Origin of the sequence: Acetomicrobium sp. UBA5826, from assembly GCF_002433005.1 — a bacterium.
In the GTDB taxonomy this organism is placed as follows: Bacteria; Synergistota; Synergistia; order Synergistales; family Acetomicrobiaceae; genus Acetomicrobium.
This window is the reverse complement of sequence record NZ_DJHF01000005.1, coordinates 41,806-62,500: the sequence shown is the minus strand read 5'-3', so window position 1 is coordinate 62,500 and position 20,695 is coordinate 41,806. Positions and strand designations below refer to the sequence as shown.

Sequence of the window (20,695 nt, the reverse complement as noted above, 5' to 3'; positions counted from 1 at the left end):
TCCAAGGCCTCCTCTTCTCCCTCCCCATCAGCCTTCAAGATGATTTTTTCATTCGGCTCAATACCTAGGCTCATGACGGCCAATATGCTTTTGGCATCGACTTCCTTATCATTTTTGGATAAGGTTATCTTGCACGGAAAGGCTGCTGCTTTTTGAACGAACAATGCTGCCGGCCTGGCATGCAAACCATGCGGGTTTTTTACCACTACTTCCTTCTCGATCACTTCTTTAACCTCCTTGCGAAACGAGTTCCACGGATTGTTTTGTGGGCAGAGATCTGCTTGCGACTATGTCTACCCCAGTATCGCAGACATTTTTAATTATAACCTGTCCTATTTCAAGGGGAGCTTTGACCGTTACGTGCGCAACGGCTTTAGTTATCTCGAAAATCTTATCTTTCGGTACAGGCTCTTTACTGCGCACGGGGCACACGAGCAGAGCGCCGCCTTCAACCCTTACGGTTGATGCAAACACTCGACGCGGGTCGGTCATTTCTATTTTAGCGTACTCCTCTCCCCTTGGGCAGCTATTGCCTGAAATCGATACGACATGACCGTTTTCTTCTTTGGCAATCATAAAACAACCCACAGGACAAGCAGTACATATTATTCTCCTTTCCTCGGACATTTTGCTTACACCTCCTTTATGTCGACTACGATCTCATCGACATCCCCCAGAGCCTGGAGATCTTGAAGTTTAACATGAGCTTCGTTCATCTCTCCCGGCCTAGCATATCTAAGCCTTTTCTCGTATAACCCAGGTTCAACTACGACTTTACAGCTTTTTTCTATAGGCTGTGTAACTCGCATATAAATGGTCGCATCGCTCTGCCCCGAAAGCCATTGAGGAGAATACAGCCTAACGTTGTCTCCGCCGGAAACCTTTATCTTTTTTTCGCCGGGTTTGAACTTTCCGGCTGCAAAAAGCGCTGCATTCCTGCCCGCCCTCTCTCCTTCCATGCTTACCCAGTCTACCAAGTCATATACGATAACCACATTGCCCGCAGCAAATATATTTGGCTTTGTGGTCTGAAGAAACTCATTCACAATCGGACCCTGTGTAACTGGATTTATTTCAACATTGGCCATTCTCGAAAGTTCGTTTTCAGGAATGAGCCCCACAGCCAAAAGCAAAGTATCGCATCCCAAAAATTTCTCCGTTCCTACAATAGGATTACGATTTTTGTCAACTTTTGCAACAGTTACCCCCTCCAACCTGTCCTTTCCGTGCACTTCTATTACTGTTTCCTCTAAATAAAAGGGAATACCGTAATCATCGAGGCATTGAGCTATATTTCGCCTAAGGCCGCCCGGCCAGGGCATTATCTCGTAAACGCCCAATACTTCCGCCCCTTCCCATATCATCCTCCTTGCCATTATTAACCCCACATCTCCGGAGCCTAAAATTACGACCCTGTTGCCAGGCATATAGCCTTCCATATTCACTAACCTTTGCGCCGTGCCGGCTGTATATATTCCTGCCGGACGCGTTCCGGGAATTCCAAGAGCGCCTAAAGGTCTTTCGCGACAACCCATTGCCAAGACCAAAGATTTGGATACCACCCTTTTAATGCCCAAAGAGGGGTTCATTATCCAAAAAGAACCATCGTCCTCCATATGAAAGACCATAGAATTGGTCCAAAATTCCACCCCGGCTTCACGAGCTTTACTTATCCAACGATGTACATACTCAGGGCCCGTCAATTCTTCACCAAAGGCATGTAAGCCAAAACCTGGATGTATACACTGTTGCAATATGCCACCCAAATCCCAATCCCTTTCAAATATGGCTACTTTTTCTGCTCCGGCCTCTTTGGCACCTACGCCGGCTGCTATCCCGGCAGGGCCTGCACCAATAACAGCTACATCAACGATAATATCGCTCATCACATACCCTCCCTAAACCAATACTCCTTGGTCTTGCCTACCAGCATTCGAGAATGACCTCCGTGCCTGGTAACTTCCTCCATGGGAATATTGAGCTCCCTAGACAAGATTTCGATCACCCTTGGCCCACAAAATCCCCCCTGACATCTGCCGGCTCCCGCGCGCGTCCAAATTTTCACAGCCGCTACTGTTTTGGCTCCCCTTCTTATTGCTTCTACGACCTGGCCTTCCGTAACGCTTTCACATCTGCAGACTATTTGTGCATATCTAGGATCTTTCTTTGCCAGGGCAGATCTTTCTTCCATGGAAAGATACGCGAATCGAGGAATATGCTTTCGTTCCGGAACAAAATTTTTGTCAGGTTTGAAATCCACCAAGTCCTTTAGCTCGTCTTTCATTCTCTCTACAATATGCTGGGCAATAGCGGGAGCAGAAGTAAAACCGGGAGATTTGATGCCGGCCACGTTAACAAATCCATGGGGTCTTTTTAAGATGTTTATTACAAAATCTCCTGTGTCAGGATCAGCTCTTAATCCTGCAAATGTCGTTATCGCCATATTCATAGGAATGGACGGTATAAGTCTTCTCGCACCTTCTATGACCTGTTCCAATCCGTCTCTTGTGGTTGCCGTTTTGTCGCGATCTAGTTGAAATATAGATGTGGGTCCCATCAAAAGGTTGTGATCAGCGGTAGGTGCCACCGTTATTCCCTTTCCCGCTTCGGAAGGGCATGGGAAGAAAAAGCTTTTTACGAGATTCCCCACATATTTGTCGGTGATGAAATAATCTCCCCTTCTTGGATGGATCACAAAGCTCTCGTCGCCAACTTTTTTGGCTATTTCATCGGAATGAACTCCTGCTGCGTTGATAACGATGGGGGAAAGGAATAGACCTTTATTCGTATTAACTCCAACTACCTGTCTTTTATCCTGAGACAGGAGGACATCTGAAACTTCCGTCTCCAAAAATAGCTCCACTCCGTTTTGTTGCGCATTGTCCATAAAAGCTAAAACCGCCTCGAAGTTATTTATGATGCAACCCGTTGGTGCCCATAAAGCTGCAATGATATCTTTGGATGCATTTGGCTCACGAGATCTCAATTCGTCCCCGCTTATAATCTCCAGCGAAGGTACGCCGTTTTTTCTGCCCTGCTCTAAAAGCAAATTGAGATGAGGTATCTCATTTTCGGCTAAGGCGCAAACATAGGATCCTACCTTGTTGAGAGTGAAATCGAGCTCTTCGTAGAGATTCCTGTACATCTCATTGCCTTTCGGGCAAAAATGGGCTTTGACGGTTCCTGGTTTATCGTCGTAGCCTGCATGAACCATGCCACTATTTGCCCTAGAAGCTCCTGATGGCAATTCTGCGGCTTTGTCAAGCACGGCTACCCTAACATCGTAACGGGACAGTTCTCGTGCGATCGTAGATCCAACTATCCCTCCGCCAATAATAATAATGTCGTAATATTGAGTACTCACAAGAACACCTCCTGAGGTACTATTGACACCCCTCAAAAAATTAAAGAGGGAGAAAGGCACATCATTATGTGCACCCCTCTCCCTCTCATGCACCGTCTCCTAATTTACCTAATCATTACAAGTTGGTCGAAGATAGTTAAATTAGTCAATCCATCCCTTGGCTTTCTCTATAGCCTTTTTCCAGCCTCTGTACATTTCCTCTCTTTTTTCTGCACTCATAACAGGCTCGAATTTCTTGTCCACCTTCCAGTGTTTTCTAAGCTCATCCAAGCTCGTCCAAAAACCTGTAGCCAATCCGGCAGCATAAGCAGCCCCCAATGCAGTCGTTTCATTGACCATTGGCCGGATGACGGGAACGCCCAAAAGATCCGCCTGTAGCTGCATTAAAAGATTGTTGCGCACAGCACCGCCGTCTACCTTGAGTTCCGTCAAAGGAACGCCGGAATCGGCCTCCATCGCCTTTTGCACATCCAATGTTTGATAGCATATAGATTCCAAGGTTGCCCTAATTATATGTTCCTTGCGAATATATCTAGTCAAACCAACGATACATCCCCTTGCCCTCATATCCCAGTAGGGAGCAAAAAGACCTGAGAAGGCAGGGACAAAGTATATACCACCTGTATCCTTAACTTTACTGGCAAACCATTCAGAGTCTGCTGCATCGTCAAAGAGCCCTAAATTATCACGCAACCATTGAATAGCAGCTCCGGTAATGGCCATGGAGCCCTCTAAGGCATAAACCGCTTCTCCTTCCTTGAGACTATAAGCAACAGTAGTGAGCAATCCGCTTTTAGAAAGAGTGGGTGTTTTTCCTATATTCAGCAACATGAAGTTTCCCGTGCCGTAAGTATTCTTTGCTTCCCCAACATCGTAACATACCTGTCCAAAAACAGCTGCCTGCTGGTCACCTAAATCTCCTGCTACAGGAATGCTTGCCTTAAAAGCCCCGTTTGGCGCGGTATTCCCATATACGCAGCTGCTTGGCTTAATTTGAGGCAACATGGATTTGGGAATACCAAGAAAATCCAGCATTTCGTCGTCCCATTGCAATGTTTTGATATTCATAAGCATAGTCCTTGACGCGTTAGACATATCCGTAACGTGGACACCGCCATTGGGACCGCCGGTCAAATTCCATATCAACCAAGTATCGATATTACCGAACAGCAGCTCACCCCTCTGAGCTTTCTCTTTGGCGCCTGGCACATTGTCCAGAATCCATTTGATCTTCGGTCCGGAAAAATAGGTGCTTATAACAAGACCCGTTTTTTGGTTGACTTTCTCGTTAGCGCCTGGCTCCTTCTCCCACTCTAGGCAGAAGTCCTGAGTCCTCATGCATTGCCACACGATAGCGTTATAAATAGGCTTGCCGGTGTTTTTGTCCCACACCACAGTGGTTTCCCTTTGGTTTGTGATGCCAACAGCTGCTATTTCATTGGGATCGATATTGCCCTTTTCCAAGGCCCCTCGAATAACGTCCTGAGTACGAGACCAGATTTCCATAGGATCATGTTCAACCCAGCCGGGTTGCGGATATATCTGCTCGTGCTCCATCTGGCTACTCGATACCGGATTGCCCTCCTGATCGAATATCATGCACCTCGTGCTGGTAGTCCCCTGATCGATAGCGGCCACGTACTTCTTAATCATCCCGATCTCCTCCTTTTGTTTTTATTGCTATTTTAAACTCTTAACTTTTTTAATGAGTGAGCCTCTTCGGCAACCTGCTTGACCTTCTCCAAAGAAGAACCTGTACTCGCCTCCACGACAGCCATGACTGCTCCCTCTAAAACAGGGGCATCGGCAATTAAAACCCTGCTTTTTTGTTCCTCCTCTAAGAAATCTAGCGCAGCCTTAGCAGATAAAACGGCGCTACCCAAATCAGGCAGGATGACAATGCCATCGCATTCGTCCAAAAGGTCAAGGAGTGCTTCGTATATCTTTCCTGTGGAAGTACCGATACCCCCTTCCTCATTGCCTCCAACTCCAACTACTCTTGCCTTTTCTCCAGCCATTTGAAGAGCTATTTCCGCAATCCCGCTAGAGGCTTTAAAACTATGACAAACGACGAGAATGCCAATCATACACTAACCCTCCAGAGCATCGTAAAAGGCCTTTAATATCAAATAACTCGACGTAGCTCCCGGGTCCTGGTGTCCGGCTGACCTTTCGCCCAAATAGCTTGCTCGCCCCTTTCTGGCGACCATCGGTATGGTATCCTTCATGCCTTTTTCTGCCATTGCCAGGGCTTTTTCCAATCCCTGCTTTAACGTCAATCCGTCTTTCGCAGCGGATTCCAACGCTTCTACGGCTGGAGTAAGGGCATCCACCATGGTCTTGTCGGAAAGTTGAGCTTTGCCCAAGGCCACTACACCCTGCAAACCCTCTCGAAAGGCCTGTGCCAACAACGAAAGATCCGCTTCCTTTTGGGCGGCAAGTTTCATCGACGCCTTCATAAAAAATGTGCCATAGAGGGGCCCTGCAGCTCCTCCTACGGTACTCATCAGCGTCATAGCCACGTCCTTAAACACCGAGCCTATATCGTTATATTCGTTGCTTTTTACTTTCTCCAGAGCTTTAGTAAAGCCCCGGCTCATGTTTATGCCATGGTCCGCATCACCTATCGCCGAATCAAGTTCTGTCAGGTATTCCTTATTGGCGTCTACAATATCTTTTATTCTTTTTACCGCCTCTATAGCCTTTGTTACGTCAAGTTTCCCGTTATCCAACTTCTTACATCCCCCATCTGAGCCCCGGCGTACAAACGGGAGCGTCCCACAGTCTTTTCATTTCCTCGTCAAGACGTAATAGGGTTATTGAGCACCCTTGCATTTCAAGGCTTGTTATATAATTTCCCACTAAATTTCTCACTATTTTGATGCCCTTCTTTTCAAGAAAATCACTTAAATCGTTATAGACTATATAAAGCTCAGAAAGAGGAGTCCCGCCCATGCCATTTACAAAGGCTAAAACTTCGTCTCCGGCTTTGAAGGGCAAATCCTCAACTACTGCAGTAGCAAGCATTTCTACTATATCTCTGGCAGTCTTTACTTTCATGCGCTGCCTGCCGGGCTCGCCATGAATGCCAATACCTATTTCCATCTCGTCCGGACCAAGTTCAAATGTTGGCTTGCCCGCAGCAGGAACTGTACACGATGTCAAAGCCATTCCCATGGAACGCACATTGGCATTGACTCTTTCGCACAACTTTTTCACTTCTTCCAGAGAAGCACCTTCCTCTGCTTTTGCGCCAACAATCTTCTCGGCCAAAACCGTCCCCCCCACGCCACGTCTGCCGGCAGTATACAAAGAATCCTCTACGGCCACATCATCGTTAATGATTACCTGCTCTACCGGTATTCCTTCACCGGCAAGCATGTCGGCAGCCATTTGAAAATTCATTATATCTCCGCTGTAATTTTTGACGATATACAGCACACCCTTTCCTCCATTTACTGTTTTGGCAGCCTCATACATCTGATCTGGGGTCGGAGAAGTAAAGATCTCTCCCGGACAGGCCGCGTCGAGCATGCCAAATCCTACAAATCCAGTGTGCATTGGCTCGTGTCCGCTGCCGCCGCCAGATATAACAGCCACTTTTTCTTTGGGAGAGTCAACCCTCAAAACCGCCCTGACGGAAGGATGCAGCTTGACCAAATCTGCATGAGCTTTCACCAGGCCTTGAAGAGATTCCTCTACAACTTTTTCAACTTCATTAATTAATTTTTTCATAAGCCACTACACCTCCTTTATATTTGTAATAACATAAAATATACCAACACAAGGACATAATAAAAGAGAAAGCGCACAATAAAAAATACATTTTACTGGGGCTTTCTCTTTTATCCTCTGACCCAGGAAATACCGAAGAAATGATTTGTCTGCTAACCTCATTCCCACAAACTTTTTTCGCTTGTCGAAACCGCCAAAACTCCCCTCGATAATATTTTATTGGCCTGCTCCTTCGTCTTTACCAATCCGCCGGCAATTAAAGGAAAGGGTATTTCCTTTAAAATAGTCTCGTCCACCGAAATAACCGAAATACCCGGAAGAACTTCGACGAAGTCGGGATTCATACTGTAAGTCAAATGCTTGCCCTTTTTAAAGGCCTGGGAATCGAGCAAAAATATGCGCAATATGGTTAAAATGTTTAAATCCCTAGCAACTTCCAGAACATTTTTGTGTGTGCTTATGATGCCATCGGGGCTTATATGACGCACTAAAAATTTAATACCAGACGGATCGGTCTTCAATCCCTCCACTAAATCGGCATGAACAAATACGAAATGTCCCTTTGTCCTCAATCTATCAACTACATCCTTTAACGAATCTATAGAAGATTCGAGGATAAACACACATCTAGGCGATATGTTTAAAATGACATCGATATCCTGATACGACCTCAACGCCGGTATTATGGGATGTTTTTGCATCAAACTCCTCAAGTCGCCAAGCCTTGACATCAACATATATAACCCCTTTTTATCTTTTATGGTAAACCTATCATGTACAATCTATTCTACCAAGCAAAACAATGGTGTGCAAGCAAAAAGCAGGTCAATTTCAGAATTGAATTGTCATTGAGTGATTACAATTAAGTTTCCCATTTCTCGGGCACTTTTGCCATAAAGCATTATTTCATCCGTTGCTTCCACTGCTTCTCGAAATCCCCAGCAAGCCAGGAGGACTTCGGATAGCGAAAGCAGGCATTTAGTTCGAAGATCTTCCCAAAGAGGCATGTTCAGAATAAGCCATGTATACAGAGGTTGAGCTTCAAAGACGTCCTTAAAACGATAAATATATCGCAGCAGGTACATATCTGAACCTTTGATGACTGTGGGATTGCTGTCGCTAAGCTCGAAGTGCCTGAGTTGGTCTGCCACAAAGCCGCTCTCCTCCCACTCACGCAAGACCTGGTCGTCGGGAAGTTTGGAAAGAGAAAACCACATTGGGGGAGGAGACAAAAAAGAAGGGTCTAAAACATCTATAGCTCGGGACAGCCAGATCTTCATGCGCGTCAACGATTCCGATAAGTTCCAGTGCAAAGACCATCTTAATCCCCAATATGCCGTCTCTAACGTCACATCTTTAATGTTTCCTTCCAGATTATTGCCGTAGGGCCTCAAAAGGACGCTCTTTTTTTCGCTCCCAGCCGTTCGTTTCCGCATGATGCTCTGTAATACAGAAATGGTAGTCTCGTGATCACCAATGGGCTCGAGAAGCTCGAGCAGGCCTTTACGCAATGCATTTACGGATTCCTTGGTCAGAAACACTTTTCCAAGCAACCCTAAATCAAAGGCCTTTGGTTTATTACGACAAAACGCTACTTCGCTCCATTGAGCACTACCAATCTTACCCCAACGCCACACTTCATAGCTTTCTCGAAAAGAACTACCGATTAGAACTCTGTTGAAAGGCATCAAAAGTGCAACGAGGGGGGAAAACTCCAAAGGAATGCCCGGCAACACATCGCTGTCCGGCAACCTAACTATCTCTCCAGAAGACATAAGCTCAAATAGGCGCATGGGCGAATCACCCCCTCTATATGCCCAATATAAGTTTACATTTATATTAGCTTTAGAACAAGTCTTGGGGCAAAATAAAACAATTTACGTTATGAAAAATTTCACGCCCTCCAACGCCTGTGAAACCATAACCATTGTTCAGGATGTAATTTTATAAAGCCCTCTAGTATCTCGTTAAATCTTTGTGTCATTTTCATGATAGCATCATCTCGTGGCATTGTTGCATATGGCTCTATAGGAGGCAAAACCAATACCTCATGCTTGAAGGGGGCCACCCTGTAGGAGGTTATGGGCACTACAGGCACTCCGGCAATCAAGCTCAAAGCAGCAGGACCGCCAACAGTGCTCGCCTCTTTTCCCATAAAGGATAGTTTTAACCCCTCCCTTCCTCCGTCCTGATCGGCTAACACGCCTATAAATTTGCCTTGCCTCAATAATTTAACGCCCTTTAATAAGATCTTTTTTTTAGGTATGGTATCGACGCCCAATTTTTTTCGGTAACTTGACAACAACTCGGAAACATGGACATCATTTGGATCCCTAACGCCCGCTACCAGCGGATACCCCCTATGGGCCAACCAAGCTGCCAAAAGCTCCCAATTGCCAATGTGGCCCGTAAGAAGTACGAGGCCCCTCCCCTTTTTTGCTATATCTGTTAAATATTCTTCCCCCTCCACCCTCGTTACCCACTTTGCTACTAAAGAAGGATTCTTAGTCAAAGAGAGAAATTCTATGATCGATAAGGAAAGATGAAAATACAGTTTTTTTAAAATCTCCTTTCTCCAACGATCATCCTTGTCCGGATAGGCAATTTTCAAATTCATTAAGGCAACATTTTTCCGTACCCTAATAGCTCGTGCTGTAATATACAGCATACAACTTAGGGCATTTGCCACTATGCCCGGATTTACCACAAAATGGACACCTTTTATTACATTAGCCGTTAAACTCATCTATTATTTCTCCCTGCCTAAGGTTCCCTATAGTTTAATATTACTATAAAAATAAGGCGGTATTAATACCGCCTTATTTTTATATTTGAGATCTCGCGAAACATCAATTGTGTATTTTTCAGTCCGTAGCTACCATTACTTCCGATGCCTTGATCACAGCGTAGGCATCCACACCTTCCTTGAGACCCAACCTCTCGGCCGAAGCTTTGGTGATGATCGATACTACTTGCTGACCCCCCGGCAACTCCAGAGTAATTTCCGAATTGACGGCTCCATGGATTACTTTGACTACCTTACCCTTTAATACATTTCTTGCGCTTATCTTCATCGCCCATCCCCCCTTTATTTAAATTTATCCCCGCTCAACCAAATGATACCTCTTCTTCCCAAGTTTTAACAACATGTATTTTCCATACAAGAAGTTGTCGCTGTCAATTTCGTAATTTTCCTCATCCACTCTCTCGCCATTCAGCGACACGCCGCCACTGCGAATCAGTCGACGAGCCTCGCTTTTACTGGCACAGGCTCCGACGTGGACTAAGACATCCACCAAGCTCGAAGGTATCTCTTTTACATTGCCGCTTGGCACTTCCTGACGTATTTCTTCAAGTAACTCACAGGTAAGGTCTTCAAGTGTATAAGCCTCTCCAAATAGAATCTCGCTAACTTTTTTTACTCTCTCCACAGCATTATCGCCATGCACTACCCTTGTAATTTCGCCAGCCAAGATCTTCTGCGCCTCCCGACGCTCCGGATGCCTGGCGTGATGTGACATGACTTCCTTGATATCATCGATGGGAAGGAAGGTAAAGAGCTTCAGAAACTTCTCCACATCTCTGTCATCGGCGTTTATCCAAAATTGGTAAAATTTATATGGCGTTGTGCGCACAGGCGACAACCAAACCGTTCCCTCTTCGGTCTTGCCAAACTTTTGTCCCGATGCCGTCAAAAGCAATGGGTAGGTCAGGCCATACGCCTTTGCTCCCAATTTCTTACGGATTAGATCTATGCCTGCTATTATGTTAATTTGTTGGTCATTTCCTCCCATTTGCAGGGCGCAGTTCTCGTGCTGATACAGGTGATAAAAATCATAGGCCTGAAGAAGTATGTAAGAAAACTCCGTATATGTAATGGACTTTTCAGGATCTTCTATTCGACTCCTTACATAATCGCGAGCTATCATGAAATTTACAGTAAAATATTTTCCAACATCCCTTAAAAACTCAATAAGCCCCAATTTAGAGAGCCAAGAATAATTATTTACTATTTTAGCTGAGGAAGCACCACAATCGAAATCCAAAAAATGCTCTATCTGTTTCTTTATTTCAGACAAATTGCGTTCTACCTGCTCCAATGTTAGAAGCTGTCTTTCCTTAGTTTTGCCTGAAGGGTCTCCAATTAGCCCTGTGCCTCCTCCAGCTACAGCAATTGGCTGATGTCCGGCACGTTGTAACCAAGCCAACCCCATGATGGGGACAAGATGTCCGACGTGAAGGCTGTCGGCTGTTGGATCGAAACCTATATATCCTGAGGTAACTCTGGACTGAAAAACTTGGGACAACTCATCAGGGTCACTACACCACTCTACAAATCCTCGTTCTTGAAGTATCTTTAAAACATTCTCCGGCATCGATCTTCCTCCCGAAATGTATTTGATATTTTATCATAGTAGCACAATGTAATAGTGTTATTGTGAAATATAATTCTCAAGCTCCCAAATTAGTTCTCCATGGTATATATCATTAAGTCCCACGAATAATCGCCCGGCATTTTTCAAATTATTTACAAATTCGTATAATTGGTCGTATTTTTGCTTAAAAGCCTCGTCGGCAGGATCAGCTACGTTGAACAAACGTTCCATCGACAAAACTTGTTTAAGATCATTAAAAGTAGAAGCAAAATTTATATCGGTCCACATAAGATACTCGCGATCCACAACATTTGGAAAGGCATCTTTTAAAGAAATCCCGCTAAGAAGGCTTTCGGAGGAAATGAATCCCATAATGGCCATTTGATCATTGGCTACCGCGATAATTGTCGCCGGAATATTTATCGCTCCTCCGCTCTCGTAGCCTGCGACAGAATTGCTGTTAATCCTCAAACTTGCTAATTTATCTTGCCAAATTCCGCTAATTATAGTTTTTCCTATATCCCCTCTATCCGGAAATTGGAAGAGCACTCCAGGCATGGGGATGGAAAATATATTTGCCCTGCCGCCAACAGTTAAAACCATCTGCCCCTTTAAAAATTCCAATATACTCTCCGAACTTTGACCAAGCACATCTGCCAACATCGAAACTCCCCTGGCCAATTCCGGGGTATCTAGAATCGTCATACCCAACGTGATAGAACGTTGTTCTGGCAAAAGATAGTTACCGCTCCACTTTTGAGGAGTCAGTAAGGCCAATTCCTCATCCGAAAAGATCCTTTCTATTCCTTCCAATCTACATTTGGCCTGCAATTTGCCACCATCTAAAAACCAAGCCAGCTCTACGTCAAAAGGCATATCGTCAAAGCTGTCAAAGGGTATAAGGTTTGCCGGTACATGACACAACAGGTGTCCGGGCCATTCTTTATACATAGACCATTTAATGCTAAAGGAATCGTCTTTACCTTTATCCCTTTTATCGAAGTTTTGTTCCATGAGGATCAAATCTTCTTCCGATGAGGAAACAAGCAAGACCTTTCCCCGCAGAGACATCCACATACTCCTTTTATCGCTGGGATATATGACCATACGATCGCCATTTAACTCAAACTTTAAATCGGGATAATCCTCTTTCCATTTCAAAGGCAATCTGTTCAGTTCAATAGAAGGCATAACTTCTTCGTCGGGTTCTATGGCCAGGTACAGCTTCCCGTCTACAGGGTACATCATTAATGCGGCTTTTTTCGAATCTTTCAAGAGGACTAAAACCAGTGTTGCCAACTCAACATCCGCTTCCCTAAGATTTAGGTTTGAAAGAAAGCTTTTACTAAAAGCAACGTAATTTGCAAGATACGACAGAGTAGAATTTTGATCTGTGTATACGATATACAACAAATTTTCGTCCGGGCTAGGAAGGGCGGAGGTGAGGACCACTTTTGCTACAGGTTTGCCCAAAAAAACCAAACCTGATACCAATATTCCTAAAGCGACAAAACAAGAGAGCCAAAAAACGATCGCGCGTTTAACCCTAGAACCACCCAAGGAAATCCCTCCAGATTGACTAAGTTTATTATGATACAACCTGTTTAAGCAGAAACAATAAGGAATACAATAAATTAGAAAAAATTATGCTTGCTAGAATTAATGAAATTTACAATAATAAATACAGTGAGACGCAAAATCCCTTACAATAACTTATATAATATATCATCTCGCCTGCATTATAACTACCATATCTTTAAAACATGGGGAGCGATAAATTGTGACTACCATCTTGGGTCTATTTTTCATTTTTTTCGCGCGGATAGCCGATGTCTCGATAGGAACTCTCCGCATTCTGTTGTTAGTCCGCGGCATGAGATTAAAAGCGGCTATGATTGGTTTCTGCGAAGTATGCATATATATGATTGCCCTATCGATAGTTCTGGGAGGCGGACAATTGAGCATGCTCGAGCTCGTCTTCTATGCCGGGGGGTTTGCCGCTGGCAACTATATAGGATCTATGTTGGAAGAGAAGCTGCTTTCCGGATATGCACTGGTCGAAGTTATAGCTGAAAGCAGTCCCCTGATTGCAGAAAGGGTAGAAAGCCTAAGGGAAGCCGGATATGGAACAACAGTGCTTCAGGGGGAAGGGAAATACGGCAAAAGAATGATTCTTAAAATAGTCTGTGAGAGGAAAAAAATCAACATCGTCTTGGATATGGTCAAAGGGTTGGGTTTCATATACATATCAGACGTCAAAAGCGTCACTGGAGGCTTCTTCGCCAACAAAGGGAAGTGAGACCGTACAAACCACCGTCGTGCCCTTGCCGCGCGAGGTAGTGATATCTATACTACCTCCAACCAGGCGCATTCTCTCTATCATATTCGCAATCCCTCTGTGCCCTTTCACCCTTAAGGCTTCTGTATCCCCTTCAAAATCAAAACCGCATCCGTCGTCTTCAATGCTAAGCATTAAGGATTTGCCCTCATAAGACAGCTTTATCCAGACGTTACCTGCATGACCATGTTTGACTGCATTGTTGATTGCCTCTTGAGTTATCCTGAAGAAAGCAAGAATTGTATCTTTATCCACCTCCGGAAGCTCAGAAGTCTCTAAATGTATCTTAACTCCGTAAACTCGCGCTAGTCGATCGGTAAGCTCTGTCAATGCCTGCGACAGCCCTAAGTCCAACCAGGGAGGCGAGAGGCTATCGCATAACCCCCTCAACTCCTTAACTGCTTCTGTTGCACTCTCCTCGGCTATTTCTATGTATTTTTTAGCCTTATCACTCCAATTTTCACGCTTCAAAAGCAATATCCTTTGCAATAAGGCTGTGACATCCTGGAGTGGACCGTCGTGTATTTCCCTCGCAAGCTTGGTCCTTTCCTCTTCCTGAACCCTCACCAAGTCGGAAACATATCTTTGTGTAAGCTCCTCCCTTTCCCTAGCCGTCTGGGCCAGCTGATACAACACTTTCCTGAGCCTTCGAATCTCCTTAACTGCGAACGGATCGTCTTTTTTGGGGAGGTCCTTCCCCCATTTTAACGAACTGACCTCAGATTCGAGGGAAAGCAAAGGCATTATCAACCACCTCCAGAAAGCCCATGCCGCACACACCCCAGCAATAGCCAACAATCCCACGGCTACCGGCCACAGGTGAGAAAAGCGAACCATCGGTCCTAAAAGCTGAGACCATGCCACTGCTGCAATCACATACCACCCTTGAGAAGTAGGAATGGCTGCTATAGTATAATTATCTCCAAAAGGTCCCCTGACAAGTATTGCCCTGCCAACCGGTATCCCTCCCTGCCACAGCTGGGGTAGCACATCCTGCGCCCGGGAAGATGCCGCCAATAAATTGCCGCTTTCATCCACTAAGGCTACCCAACCGGGCAAAGATATATCCAATGCAAAGGATTCAAGAGATCGAGACATCATTAAATTGCGGCGCATGAAGCGAGGTCTGTCCACCTGCATGGCGACCGATTGAGCTAAATCCAAAACATATGATTCAGCAATGTTTTTCATTGCCTTTTCATGCTCTACAACACCCCAACCGGTTACTACTAAGATGGCGACGGAGGGAATTAATATCAACAAAGTGAGAATCAAAAGCAGGTGCTTTTTCATTATTCCAACAGTTCCTCCAAGGTAACAACGCCATATTTTAAAGCCAACAACAAAGCTTCGGTTTTATTGCGAGCACCAAGCTTGTCGTATATTGATGCCAAATGGGTCTGAACTGTCCGTTCACTTATATATAGTTTTGAGGCTATTTCTTTGCTGGATTCACCTCTGCCGGCCAGCAACAAAACTTCCCTCTCCCTGGGAGAAAGCGATTCCGGAGTAAAGCCTGGTTCTTCGACGGCAGTAGCCACTTCTTTATCCAGATAAACCCCTTGGGACGCCACTATTTCTATCGCTCTCAGAAGCTCTTCGGGCGACGCCGTTTTCAAAATGTATCCCTTTGCACCAGCCCTTAAGGAAGCCAGCACGTATTGCTGGGCATCGTAGGAAGTGAGCATTAAGCAGGCAACCTTCAGCTCCTCCTGTCTTATTTGTCTGACCAGGGTAACTCCGTCGATCCCAGGCATTCGTATGTCTATGAGAGCAACATCCGGAAGTTGGTCTCTTATTACTTTCAAGGCGCTTTCACCATCGGAAGCTTCTCCTACAAGTTTTATGTTTTCCCTGTTCTCCAAATAAGATTTAAAACCTTCTCTCGTTAACGGGTGATCGTCTGCCAATACAACTTTTATGACCACTCTGTTTCACCTCCATTTAGACTTTCGAAATATTTCCTACATGTTTATTTTATACAACTATTACCACTTTGGATTACGTAAAGATGCTTATCGTTGTCGCCATGTAATTTTTTGGTGTATCATACGAAGGGGGGTGAATTCGTTGAATTCAAAGAAACTGTTGACATGTCTCTTAATGGTAATGGTGGTTTTAACTGTCTATTTGGGAGTGGAACTTTGTCAAACAAAACAAGACCTTGTAACTTTAGAGAACAGCTACAATACAATGATTGCCACAGTTCCCCCTGCACCATCATGGCCTGAGGGCATCATCAAGGAGACAGTAATAGACGAACTGGCTAAAAGAAAAGATCTTTTTCCATGGCAGGGCGTGCTGGGAGGAACATTTGGACTTTATGACAAGAGTCAGGTTTGGTTTGTCGGACCAAAGTGGTGTTTAGCCTACGTCGAAGACGGGCATATCGGCGGTTATATATTGCTGCGCTATCATATCACTCCAAAGGGCATTGAGTGGCAATTGCTGGATAGCGAAGATATTTAATTTTCGAATTCTTTAACTTCTAATCCTTTGGGAGATGTCTTCAGTTAGGCGTTAGTACTTTATCATAGAAACAACACCTTTTTCCACCTCAATGCGCCTTGGAAAGAGGGAGGCAAAATCCATATCGTGAGTTATTACACCGACAAAGGCTTCTTTGCCCAAATTGTCGAAGAGTTCCATCATCATCTCTAAATTCTCATCATCTAACATAGCAAGGCCTTCGTCTATGAATAAAATTTGTTTGAAACCTACCCTGTTCGCAAGATGTCTCAACATCATCAACGAGACCATGGCCCTTTCCCCGCCGGACAAACTGGCGGCATCGCGCCTGTAGCCTCCGCTTGCCACATAAAGGTTCCCCCTTTCTGCGACTAACGAAAACCCTTTAAAAGAAAGGTTTTCGTTCACAGCGCTGAGTAATCCCTCAAGTATGGTGTCGCTCAAAAAACGCACAAAATTTCTGCCATCTGTATATTTCTGCAGTTTGATTGCAACATCGAAAGCTTGGCTTATTACATTGTATTTTTCCTTCATCTGCCCTTGTTCTTTTTCGAGTCCTTCTTTCTGTCTGAGATTGTATTGCAGTTCGTTCAAAACGCTCTTCAACCTTTCTTCCTCTTCTTCCAGCTCCTGCTTACGATTTGTTAACGTTTCTAACGCCGGAAGGGTCGTTTCGAATTTAAGCTTAAAGTCTCGAAATTCAACTTTAGCACGGGACAGGAGATCGCGCGATAAATCTAGGCGGCGTCTGGCGTCTTCCACTTCTTCTTTACTACAATGAGTCATGTCGTCGCGGTGCATTAACTTCGTTTTGTCTTTTTGAGTCAATCCGTGTTTACGGCATAATCCTCTGAAGTTCTCGGCAGCATCCCGCAGTGCATTTTTCGTATTTTCCCGTTGCCATTCGGCTTGTGCCAATTCTCCTTCTAATTTTCTCTTTTTCTCTTTTAATTCCTCGATCTCCGAGTTGAGGGAATCGCCTTTGTTGCGGATTTCTTCCAACTCCTTTAAAAACTCTTCCCTCTCTTTTGCAGCTTTTACTACATCTTCCGGCAAAAGTCCGCCAAGAGCTTCCTCAAGGTTTTTTTCAGCTTGGAGCATTTTCTTCATGTCCTTCAAATTTTTCTCCAGGGATCCTATGAGCTGATGCTTTTTAAACTCTTGCTTTCTAATATTGTCTTCCAGTTCACCAAGAAGGGCATCTATTTCTCTAACGGACAATCCAGATTGAGGCGCCTCGAAACCGAGCGACCTGATCTCTTCCCTCAACCTCCTGCCCTCTTGCAAAAGAGTCAAAGTTCGATTCTTGGCCTTTCCCCACTCAGACAAAGCCCCTCCCAAGTCGGAAAAAACAAGCGACCTGGCAACCTCAATAGCTCCAACACCCTTAAAGCGCTCGAAATCTACAGCTCCATCCGGCGCTAGCTGCTTTACCCAATCAATTATCCGGCTTCTAATCTCATCGAGAGTACGCACCATAGTATGGGCTAAATTTTTATGTTCTTGAATAACGTCGCACAGGCTTCTCTCAAGCTTTTGTCTATATAATGTTCGCCTTCTTTTCGAAAGTTCGTCCAGGCTTTTATTGTTCCTTTCGATATCCGCTTCGATAAGTTCAATTTCTGCCTTGCAAAATTTTATACCTTCGGCCAAATCCAATAATTTTAACGCTTCATCTTTATATTGTGCACACTTATTGATATTTTGTATCTTCGAATAAATATTTTTATAGGCAACTCTTAATTTGTTTACTTCAGTTATTTTAGGCTCAATTTTTTCATTGATGTATCGAATATTAGACTCCAGAGAATTAATTTTTTCATTCAACTCTCTATAATGCTTAGACACTGAAATTAAGCCTTTCAAAGCTTGGTTTGCCTCATAAAGCCTGTATTCATCGTAAATATTTTTATACAGAACAGATGCCTCTTCATGTTCGGATGAAAGGCGTTTTATTTGCGCTTCAAGCTCAACTAATTTATTTTTTATATCGATAGACTTTTTAATGGCATCCAACCTGTCCTGTACATCTTTCAGATTTTGACCCACGTTCTTTAAATCGCGATGTATCTCTTCCTCGGGCGGTAACTTGTTTAAAAAATCTTCGACCTTTTGAAGGGACCCTTTTACATTTTCAATTTCGGCCGTAGCAACCTGAACTATTCTTCTAACCTTTTCTTGTAGCTTGCTTTCGCTCTCCAACCCCAAAGAGGCAGTTAAAATCTGCCACCTCTCGCTTGGTGATATATCCACGAATTTTGTAACCATCCCCTGAGGCACAAATACGGTGGATATAAAGGCATCGCGCAATTTACTTAAGTTGGCATCACCCATGCTGTCAGCAAAGGGCGATAGGACTTTTGCAATACATCCATTAACTTCTTTAACGTTAGATGCAATAACATCCCACTTTCCACCGTCATCGCCACCTTTTTCCAGCAGCGCCTCTTGTTGTCCCTTTGGGCCTTTAAACTTCCTCGTTATCCTGTAAACTTCCCCATTTTTAACGAAAGTACAGATAACACGACCTTCAGATGAGCCCATCCTGATGACATTAAGGTTGTTTACCACTCTAACCGGAGTAGGAGAACCAAATAAAGCCAAAACAAGGGAATCCAATATTGAACTTTTGCCCGCTCCATTTGGCCCTACTATTGCAACAGCTCCAGGGTCGAACTTGATGCCGGCTTCCCTCAACCCCAGGATGTTTCTTACTTTCAACTCCAAAAGTTTCAATACCTTTCACCCGCTTCAAAATAGGACTTGATCTCATTCCACATCATCGAAGGATCTTTGCCCGAAAGAAGTTTTTCTCCAATTTTTTTTAAAATCAACAAAGTCGATTCATTTTCTTCTTGGCTCTCGATGTAATGTTTCCATAACCGAATTATATCGAAGGGGTCTTGAGGCGAGCTGATTTCAGAAATCATGCCTTCATTTACGGCGACCACGACTATCTGTTCTCCTCCCAGGTTTCTACATTTATCCAGAAGTTGCGATATAGGCAAAGAGGATCTATTAACAATAACCCTGACATAGGCATCACGCGGGATCAATTGCGATGAAGTCGATAGGGATTTAAAGGCTTCTTCTTCGTCGTCGTAGCGCAAAGTGATTAGTTCTTTGCTGTTTATCGGAATATCTTCAATATTTCCTTTCTCGTCAATGATGTAAAAGCCCGTACAATGCCCTTCCTCAGAAAAGTCCAACCGCAAGGGAGAGCCCGCATAATAGATCGGAGGGGATTCTTCCGAAATCCTTCCGTGACGATGTATATGTCCGCATATTGTCAAATCTATTTCCAGGTCTTTTAACACATCTTTTGGAAGGGTTAACTCGGAGGGGTTTGGAACAGTGTCTTCTACGGCCATATGGGCAAAACATAAACGCATATCTGCATTTGGAGCACCTTTCCAACGGGACTTTAAGAACTCATCCAGTTCTTCCTCTTTGGGACAATCATGTTTTCGTAAATAAGGCAATAAAAATATAAGGAAATCACCAATATTCGCATAAGTCACCTCATCGACAAAAACAAACCGCCCATCGCTCTGAAAGAGCTCCCATATTTTGATTCCGCTCCAATCGTGATTTCCCTTCAATAAATAAACCGTGGGTTTCCACGGAAGCGACAAAACGCTGGAGAAAAAATTGGCAACAGGCATTATCACTTCTTCTCCCGGATATCTGAAGCTGTGAAAGATATCGCCAAGCACAAACAAGGCGTCTACTTTGAAATCCAGGGCTGCTTCATACATCTGAGATAGGGCAGATATAATTTCTTCCAGCCTGTCTACGCCCCAAGTGCGAGCGCCGGCATGCCAGTCGGCACAAACCAAAATTCTCAAACTAGCCCAACCCCAGTTCCCTTTCGATCGGGCGCAATGCCTTTATGACATGATCTATTAACTCGTTCAATGGCATATCAAGGAGATCGGCCCCTTTTTGAATAACTTCTCTGTTTACCCCCTTAGCAAAAGCCTTATCTTTCCATTTTTTCATAACCGACTTGGTCGTCAAATCCGAAAGCGAACGGCTCGGCCTGACCAATGCAACGGCAATAACGAACCCAGTAAGCTCGTCGACGGCATAGATGACCTTTTCCATCAAATTGTTAGGTTCAACTCCCGTTATCTCCCATGCATGGGCCAACACGCCTCGCACGACATAATCGGGATATCCGGCTTCCATGAGCCATTCCGCTCCCCTTCTTGGATGTTCTTCGGGACATTCCTCCCAATCCAAATCGTGAAGCAGTCCAACAATACCCCATAAATTTTCGTCTTCTCCGAAAAGCCTTGCAAAATATTTCATAGCTGCCTCAACCGCTATGGCATGCTTAATATGACTTTCGTCCCGATTGTGCATTGCGAGAAGATCGTATGCCGCTTCTCTCGTCAATTCAACCATAGC

Annotated in this window: 21 protein-coding genes (1 of these 21 cut by a window edge); 2 read left to right on the top strand and 19 right to left on the bottom strand. The window is 44.4% G+C overall.

Going from position 1 to position 20,695, the window contains the following annotated elements; translation table 11 throughout:
• The 14 genes from B3N34_RS00895 to B3N34_RS00830 form a co-directional block, all read right to left on the bottom strand.
• Positions 1-224, bottom strand: the 5' portion of a protein-coding gene (locus B3N34_RS00895) for an HPr family phosphocarrier protein (protein ID WP_286973983.1). 37 nt of this gene lie to the left of the window's left edge; the window shows 224 of its 261 coding nt (coding positions 1-224); its start codon is at positions 222-224; its stop codon lies beyond the left edge, outside the window.
• Positions 225-228: 4 nt separating this feature from the next.
• The gene (locus B3N34_RS00890) at positions 229-627 is read right to left on the bottom strand and encodes a DUF1667 domain-containing protein (protein ID WP_286973982.1); all 399 of its coding nucleotides are present in this window, start codon (positions 625-627) and stop codon (positions 229-231) included.
• A 5-nt stretch (positions 628-632) separates the two neighbouring features.
• Positions 633-1,886, bottom strand: coding sequence for an NAD(P)/FAD-dependent oxidoreductase (locus tag B3N34_RS00885; RefSeq protein ID WP_286973981.1), 1,254 nt, complete (start codon positions 1,884-1,886; stop codon positions 633-635).
• Positions 1,886-3,364, bottom strand: a complete 1,479-nt coding sequence (locus B3N34_RS00880; protein WP_273002715.1) for an NAD(P)/FAD-dependent oxidoreductase — start codon at positions 3,362-3,364, stop codon at positions 1,886-1,888. Before B3N34_RS00880 ends, B3N34_RS00885 begins: the two co-directional genes overlap by 1 nt.
• A 141-nt stretch (positions 3,365-3,505) precedes the next feature.
• The gene (gene glpK / locus B3N34_RS00875; protein ID WP_286973980.1) at positions 3,506-5,017 is read right to left on the bottom strand and encodes a glycerol kinase GlpK; all 1,512 of its coding nucleotides are present in this window, start codon (positions 5,015-5,017) and stop codon (positions 3,506-3,508) included.
• Positions 5,018-5,049: 32 nt separating this feature from the next.
• Entirely contained in the window at positions 5,050-5,451 is a 402-nt protein-coding gene (dhaM, locus tag B3N34_RS00870) for a dihydroxyacetone kinase phosphoryl donor subunit DhaM (RefSeq protein WP_273002712.1), read from the bottom strand.
• 3 nt (positions 5,452-5,454) lie between these two features.
• A complete protein-coding gene (dhaL, locus tag B3N34_RS00865; RefSeq protein ID WP_286973979.1) occupies positions 5,455-6,096 on the bottom strand; it encodes a dihydroxyacetone kinase subunit DhaL in 642 nt (213 codons plus the stop codon).
• Between the two features lie 4 nt (positions 6,097-6,100).
• Positions 6,101-7,099, bottom strand: coding sequence for a dihydroxyacetone kinase subunit DhaK (gene dhaK / locus B3N34_RS00860; protein ID WP_286973977.1), 999 nt, complete (start codon positions 7,097-7,099; stop codon positions 6,101-6,103).
• 158 nt (positions 7,100-7,257) lie between these two features.
• Positions 7,258-7,830, bottom strand: a complete 573-nt coding sequence (locus B3N34_RS00855) for a glycerol-3-phosphate responsive antiterminator (RefSeq protein WP_273002709.1) — start codon at positions 7,828-7,830, stop codon at positions 7,258-7,260.
• Positions 7,831-7,944: 114 nt separating this feature from the next.
• Entirely contained in the window at positions 7,945-8,892 is a 948-nt protein-coding gene (locus B3N34_RS00850) for a hypothetical protein (RefSeq protein WP_286973974.1), read from the bottom strand.
• A 101-nt stretch (positions 8,893-8,993) separates the two neighbouring features.
• Positions 8,994-9,845, bottom strand: a complete 852-nt coding sequence (locus tag B3N34_RS00845; RefSeq protein ID WP_273002707.1) for a lysophospholipid acyltransferase family protein — start codon at positions 9,843-9,845, stop codon at positions 8,994-8,996.
• Between the two features lie 118 nt (positions 9,846-9,963).
• Positions 9,964-10,173, bottom strand: coding sequence for a TOBE domain-containing protein (locus B3N34_RS00840; RefSeq protein ID WP_286973972.1), 210 nt, complete (start codon positions 10,171-10,173; stop codon positions 9,964-9,966).
• A gap of 24 nt (positions 10,174-10,197) precedes the next feature.
• A complete protein-coding gene (gene tyrS / locus B3N34_RS00835) occupies positions 10,198-11,475 on the bottom strand; it encodes a tyrosine--tRNA ligase (RefSeq protein ID WP_286973970.1) in 1,278 nt (425 codons plus the stop codon).
• A gap of 57 nt (positions 11,476-11,532) precedes the next feature.
• A complete protein-coding gene (locus B3N34_RS00830) occupies positions 11,533-13,035 on the bottom strand; it encodes a hypothetical protein (RefSeq protein WP_286973967.1) in 1,503 nt (500 codons plus the stop codon).
• 220 nt (positions 13,036-13,255) lie between these two features.
• On the opposite strand from B3N34_RS00830, the gene B3N34_RS00825 reads away from it, so the two are divergent.
• A complete protein-coding gene (locus B3N34_RS00825; protein ID WP_286973966.1) occupies positions 13,256-13,774 on the top strand; it encodes a DUF2179 domain-containing protein in 519 nt (172 codons plus the stop codon).
• Here B3N34_RS00825 and B3N34_RS00820 read toward each other — a convergent pair.
• Both B3N34_RS00820 and B3N34_RS00815 read right to left on the bottom strand, forming a co-directional pair.
• On the bottom strand, positions 13,724-15,106 hold the full coding sequence (locus B3N34_RS00820; protein WP_286973965.1) for a sensor histidine kinase: 1,383 nt from the start codon (positions 15,104-15,106) through the stop codon (positions 13,724-13,726). The two genes, B3N34_RS00825 and B3N34_RS00820, sit on opposite strands and share 51 nt — an antisense overlap.
• Positions 15,106-15,741 (bottom strand): response regulator transcription factor, encoded by a 636-nt coding sequence (locus B3N34_RS00815; protein ID WP_273002702.1) that lies wholly within the window; start codon positions 15,739-15,741, stop codon positions 15,106-15,108. The genes B3N34_RS00820 and B3N34_RS00815 overlap by 1 nt, the downstream gene beginning before the upstream one ends.
• A 133-nt stretch (positions 15,742-15,874) precedes the next feature.
• Between B3N34_RS00815 and B3N34_RS00810 the strand changes: the two genes are divergently transcribed.
• Positions 15,875-16,282 (top strand): hypothetical protein, encoded by a 408-nt coding sequence (locus B3N34_RS00810; RefSeq protein ID WP_414632094.1) that lies wholly within the window; start codon positions 15,875-15,877, stop codon positions 16,280-16,282.
• Positions 16,283-16,333: 51 nt separating this feature from the next.
• On the opposite strand, the gene B3N34_RS00805 is transcribed toward B3N34_RS00810, so the two are convergent.
• The 3 genes from B3N34_RS00805 to B3N34_RS00795 are packed head-to-tail and all read right to left on the bottom strand — an operon-like array spanning position 16,334 to position 20,692.
• The gene (locus B3N34_RS00805) at positions 16,334-19,018 is read right to left on the bottom strand and encodes an AAA family ATPase (RefSeq protein ID WP_286973963.1); all 2,685 of its coding nucleotides are present in this window, start codon (positions 19,016-19,018) and stop codon (positions 16,334-16,336) included.
• Complete coding sequence (locus tag B3N34_RS00800; protein ID WP_286973962.1) at positions 19,015-20,130, bottom strand: metallophosphoesterase family protein; 1,116 nt, start codon at positions 20,128-20,130, stop codon at positions 19,015-19,017. Before B3N34_RS00800 ends, B3N34_RS00805 begins: the two co-directional genes overlap by 4 nt.
• Before the next feature lies 1 nt (position 20,131).
• Positions 20,132-20,692, bottom strand: coding sequence for a hydrolase (locus tag B3N34_RS00795; RefSeq protein WP_286973961.1), 561 nt, complete (start codon positions 20,690-20,692; stop codon positions 20,132-20,134).
• Between the last annotated feature and the right edge of the window lie 3 nt (positions 20,693-20,695).

Coding starts and splice junctions, on each gene's coding strand:
- B3N34_RS00890 (WP_286973982.1), bottom strand. CDS start 627: ATGTCCGAGGAAAGGAGAATAATATGTACTGCTTGTCCTGTGGGTTGT.
- B3N34_RS00885 (WP_286973981.1), bottom strand. CDS start 1,886: ATGAGCGATATTATCGTTGATGTAGCTGTTATTGGTGCAGGCCCTGCC.
- glpK (WP_286973980.1), bottom strand. CDS start 5,017: ATGATTAAGAAGTACGTGGCCGCTATCGATCAGGGGACTACCAGCACG.
- dhaM (WP_273002712.1), bottom strand. CDS start 5,451: ATGATTGGCATTCTCGTCGTTTGTCATAGTTTTAAAGCCTCTAGCGGG.
- dhaK (WP_286973977.1), bottom strand. CDS start 7,099: ATGAAAAAATTAATTAATGAAGTTGAAAAAGTTGTAGAGGAATCTCTT.
- B3N34_RS00855 (WP_273002709.1), bottom strand. CDS start 7,830: ATGTCAAGGCTTGGCGACTTGAGGAGTTTGATGCAAAAACATCCCATA.
- B3N34_RS00850 (WP_286973974.1), bottom strand. CDS start 8,892: ATGCGCCTATTTGAGCTTATGTCTTCTGGAGAGATAGTTAGGTTGCCG.
- B3N34_RS00845 (WP_273002707.1), bottom strand. CDS start 9,845: ATGAGTTTAACGGCTAATGTAATAAAAGGTGTCCATTTTGTGGTAAAT.
- B3N34_RS00840 (WP_286973972.1), bottom strand. CDS start 10,173: ATGAAGATAAGCGCAAGAAATGTATTAAAGGGTAAGGTAGTCAAAGTA.
- tyrS (WP_286973970.1), bottom strand. CDS start 11,475: ATGCCGGAGAATGTTTTAAAGATACTTCAAGAACGAGGATTTGTAGAG.
- B3N34_RS00820 (WP_286973965.1), bottom strand. CDS start 15,106: ATGAAAAAGCACCTGCTTTTGATTCTCACTTTGTTGATATTAATTCCC.
- B3N34_RS00795 (WP_286973961.1), bottom strand. CDS start 20,692: ATGGTTGAATTGACGAGAGAAGCGGCATACGATCTTCTCGCAATGCAC.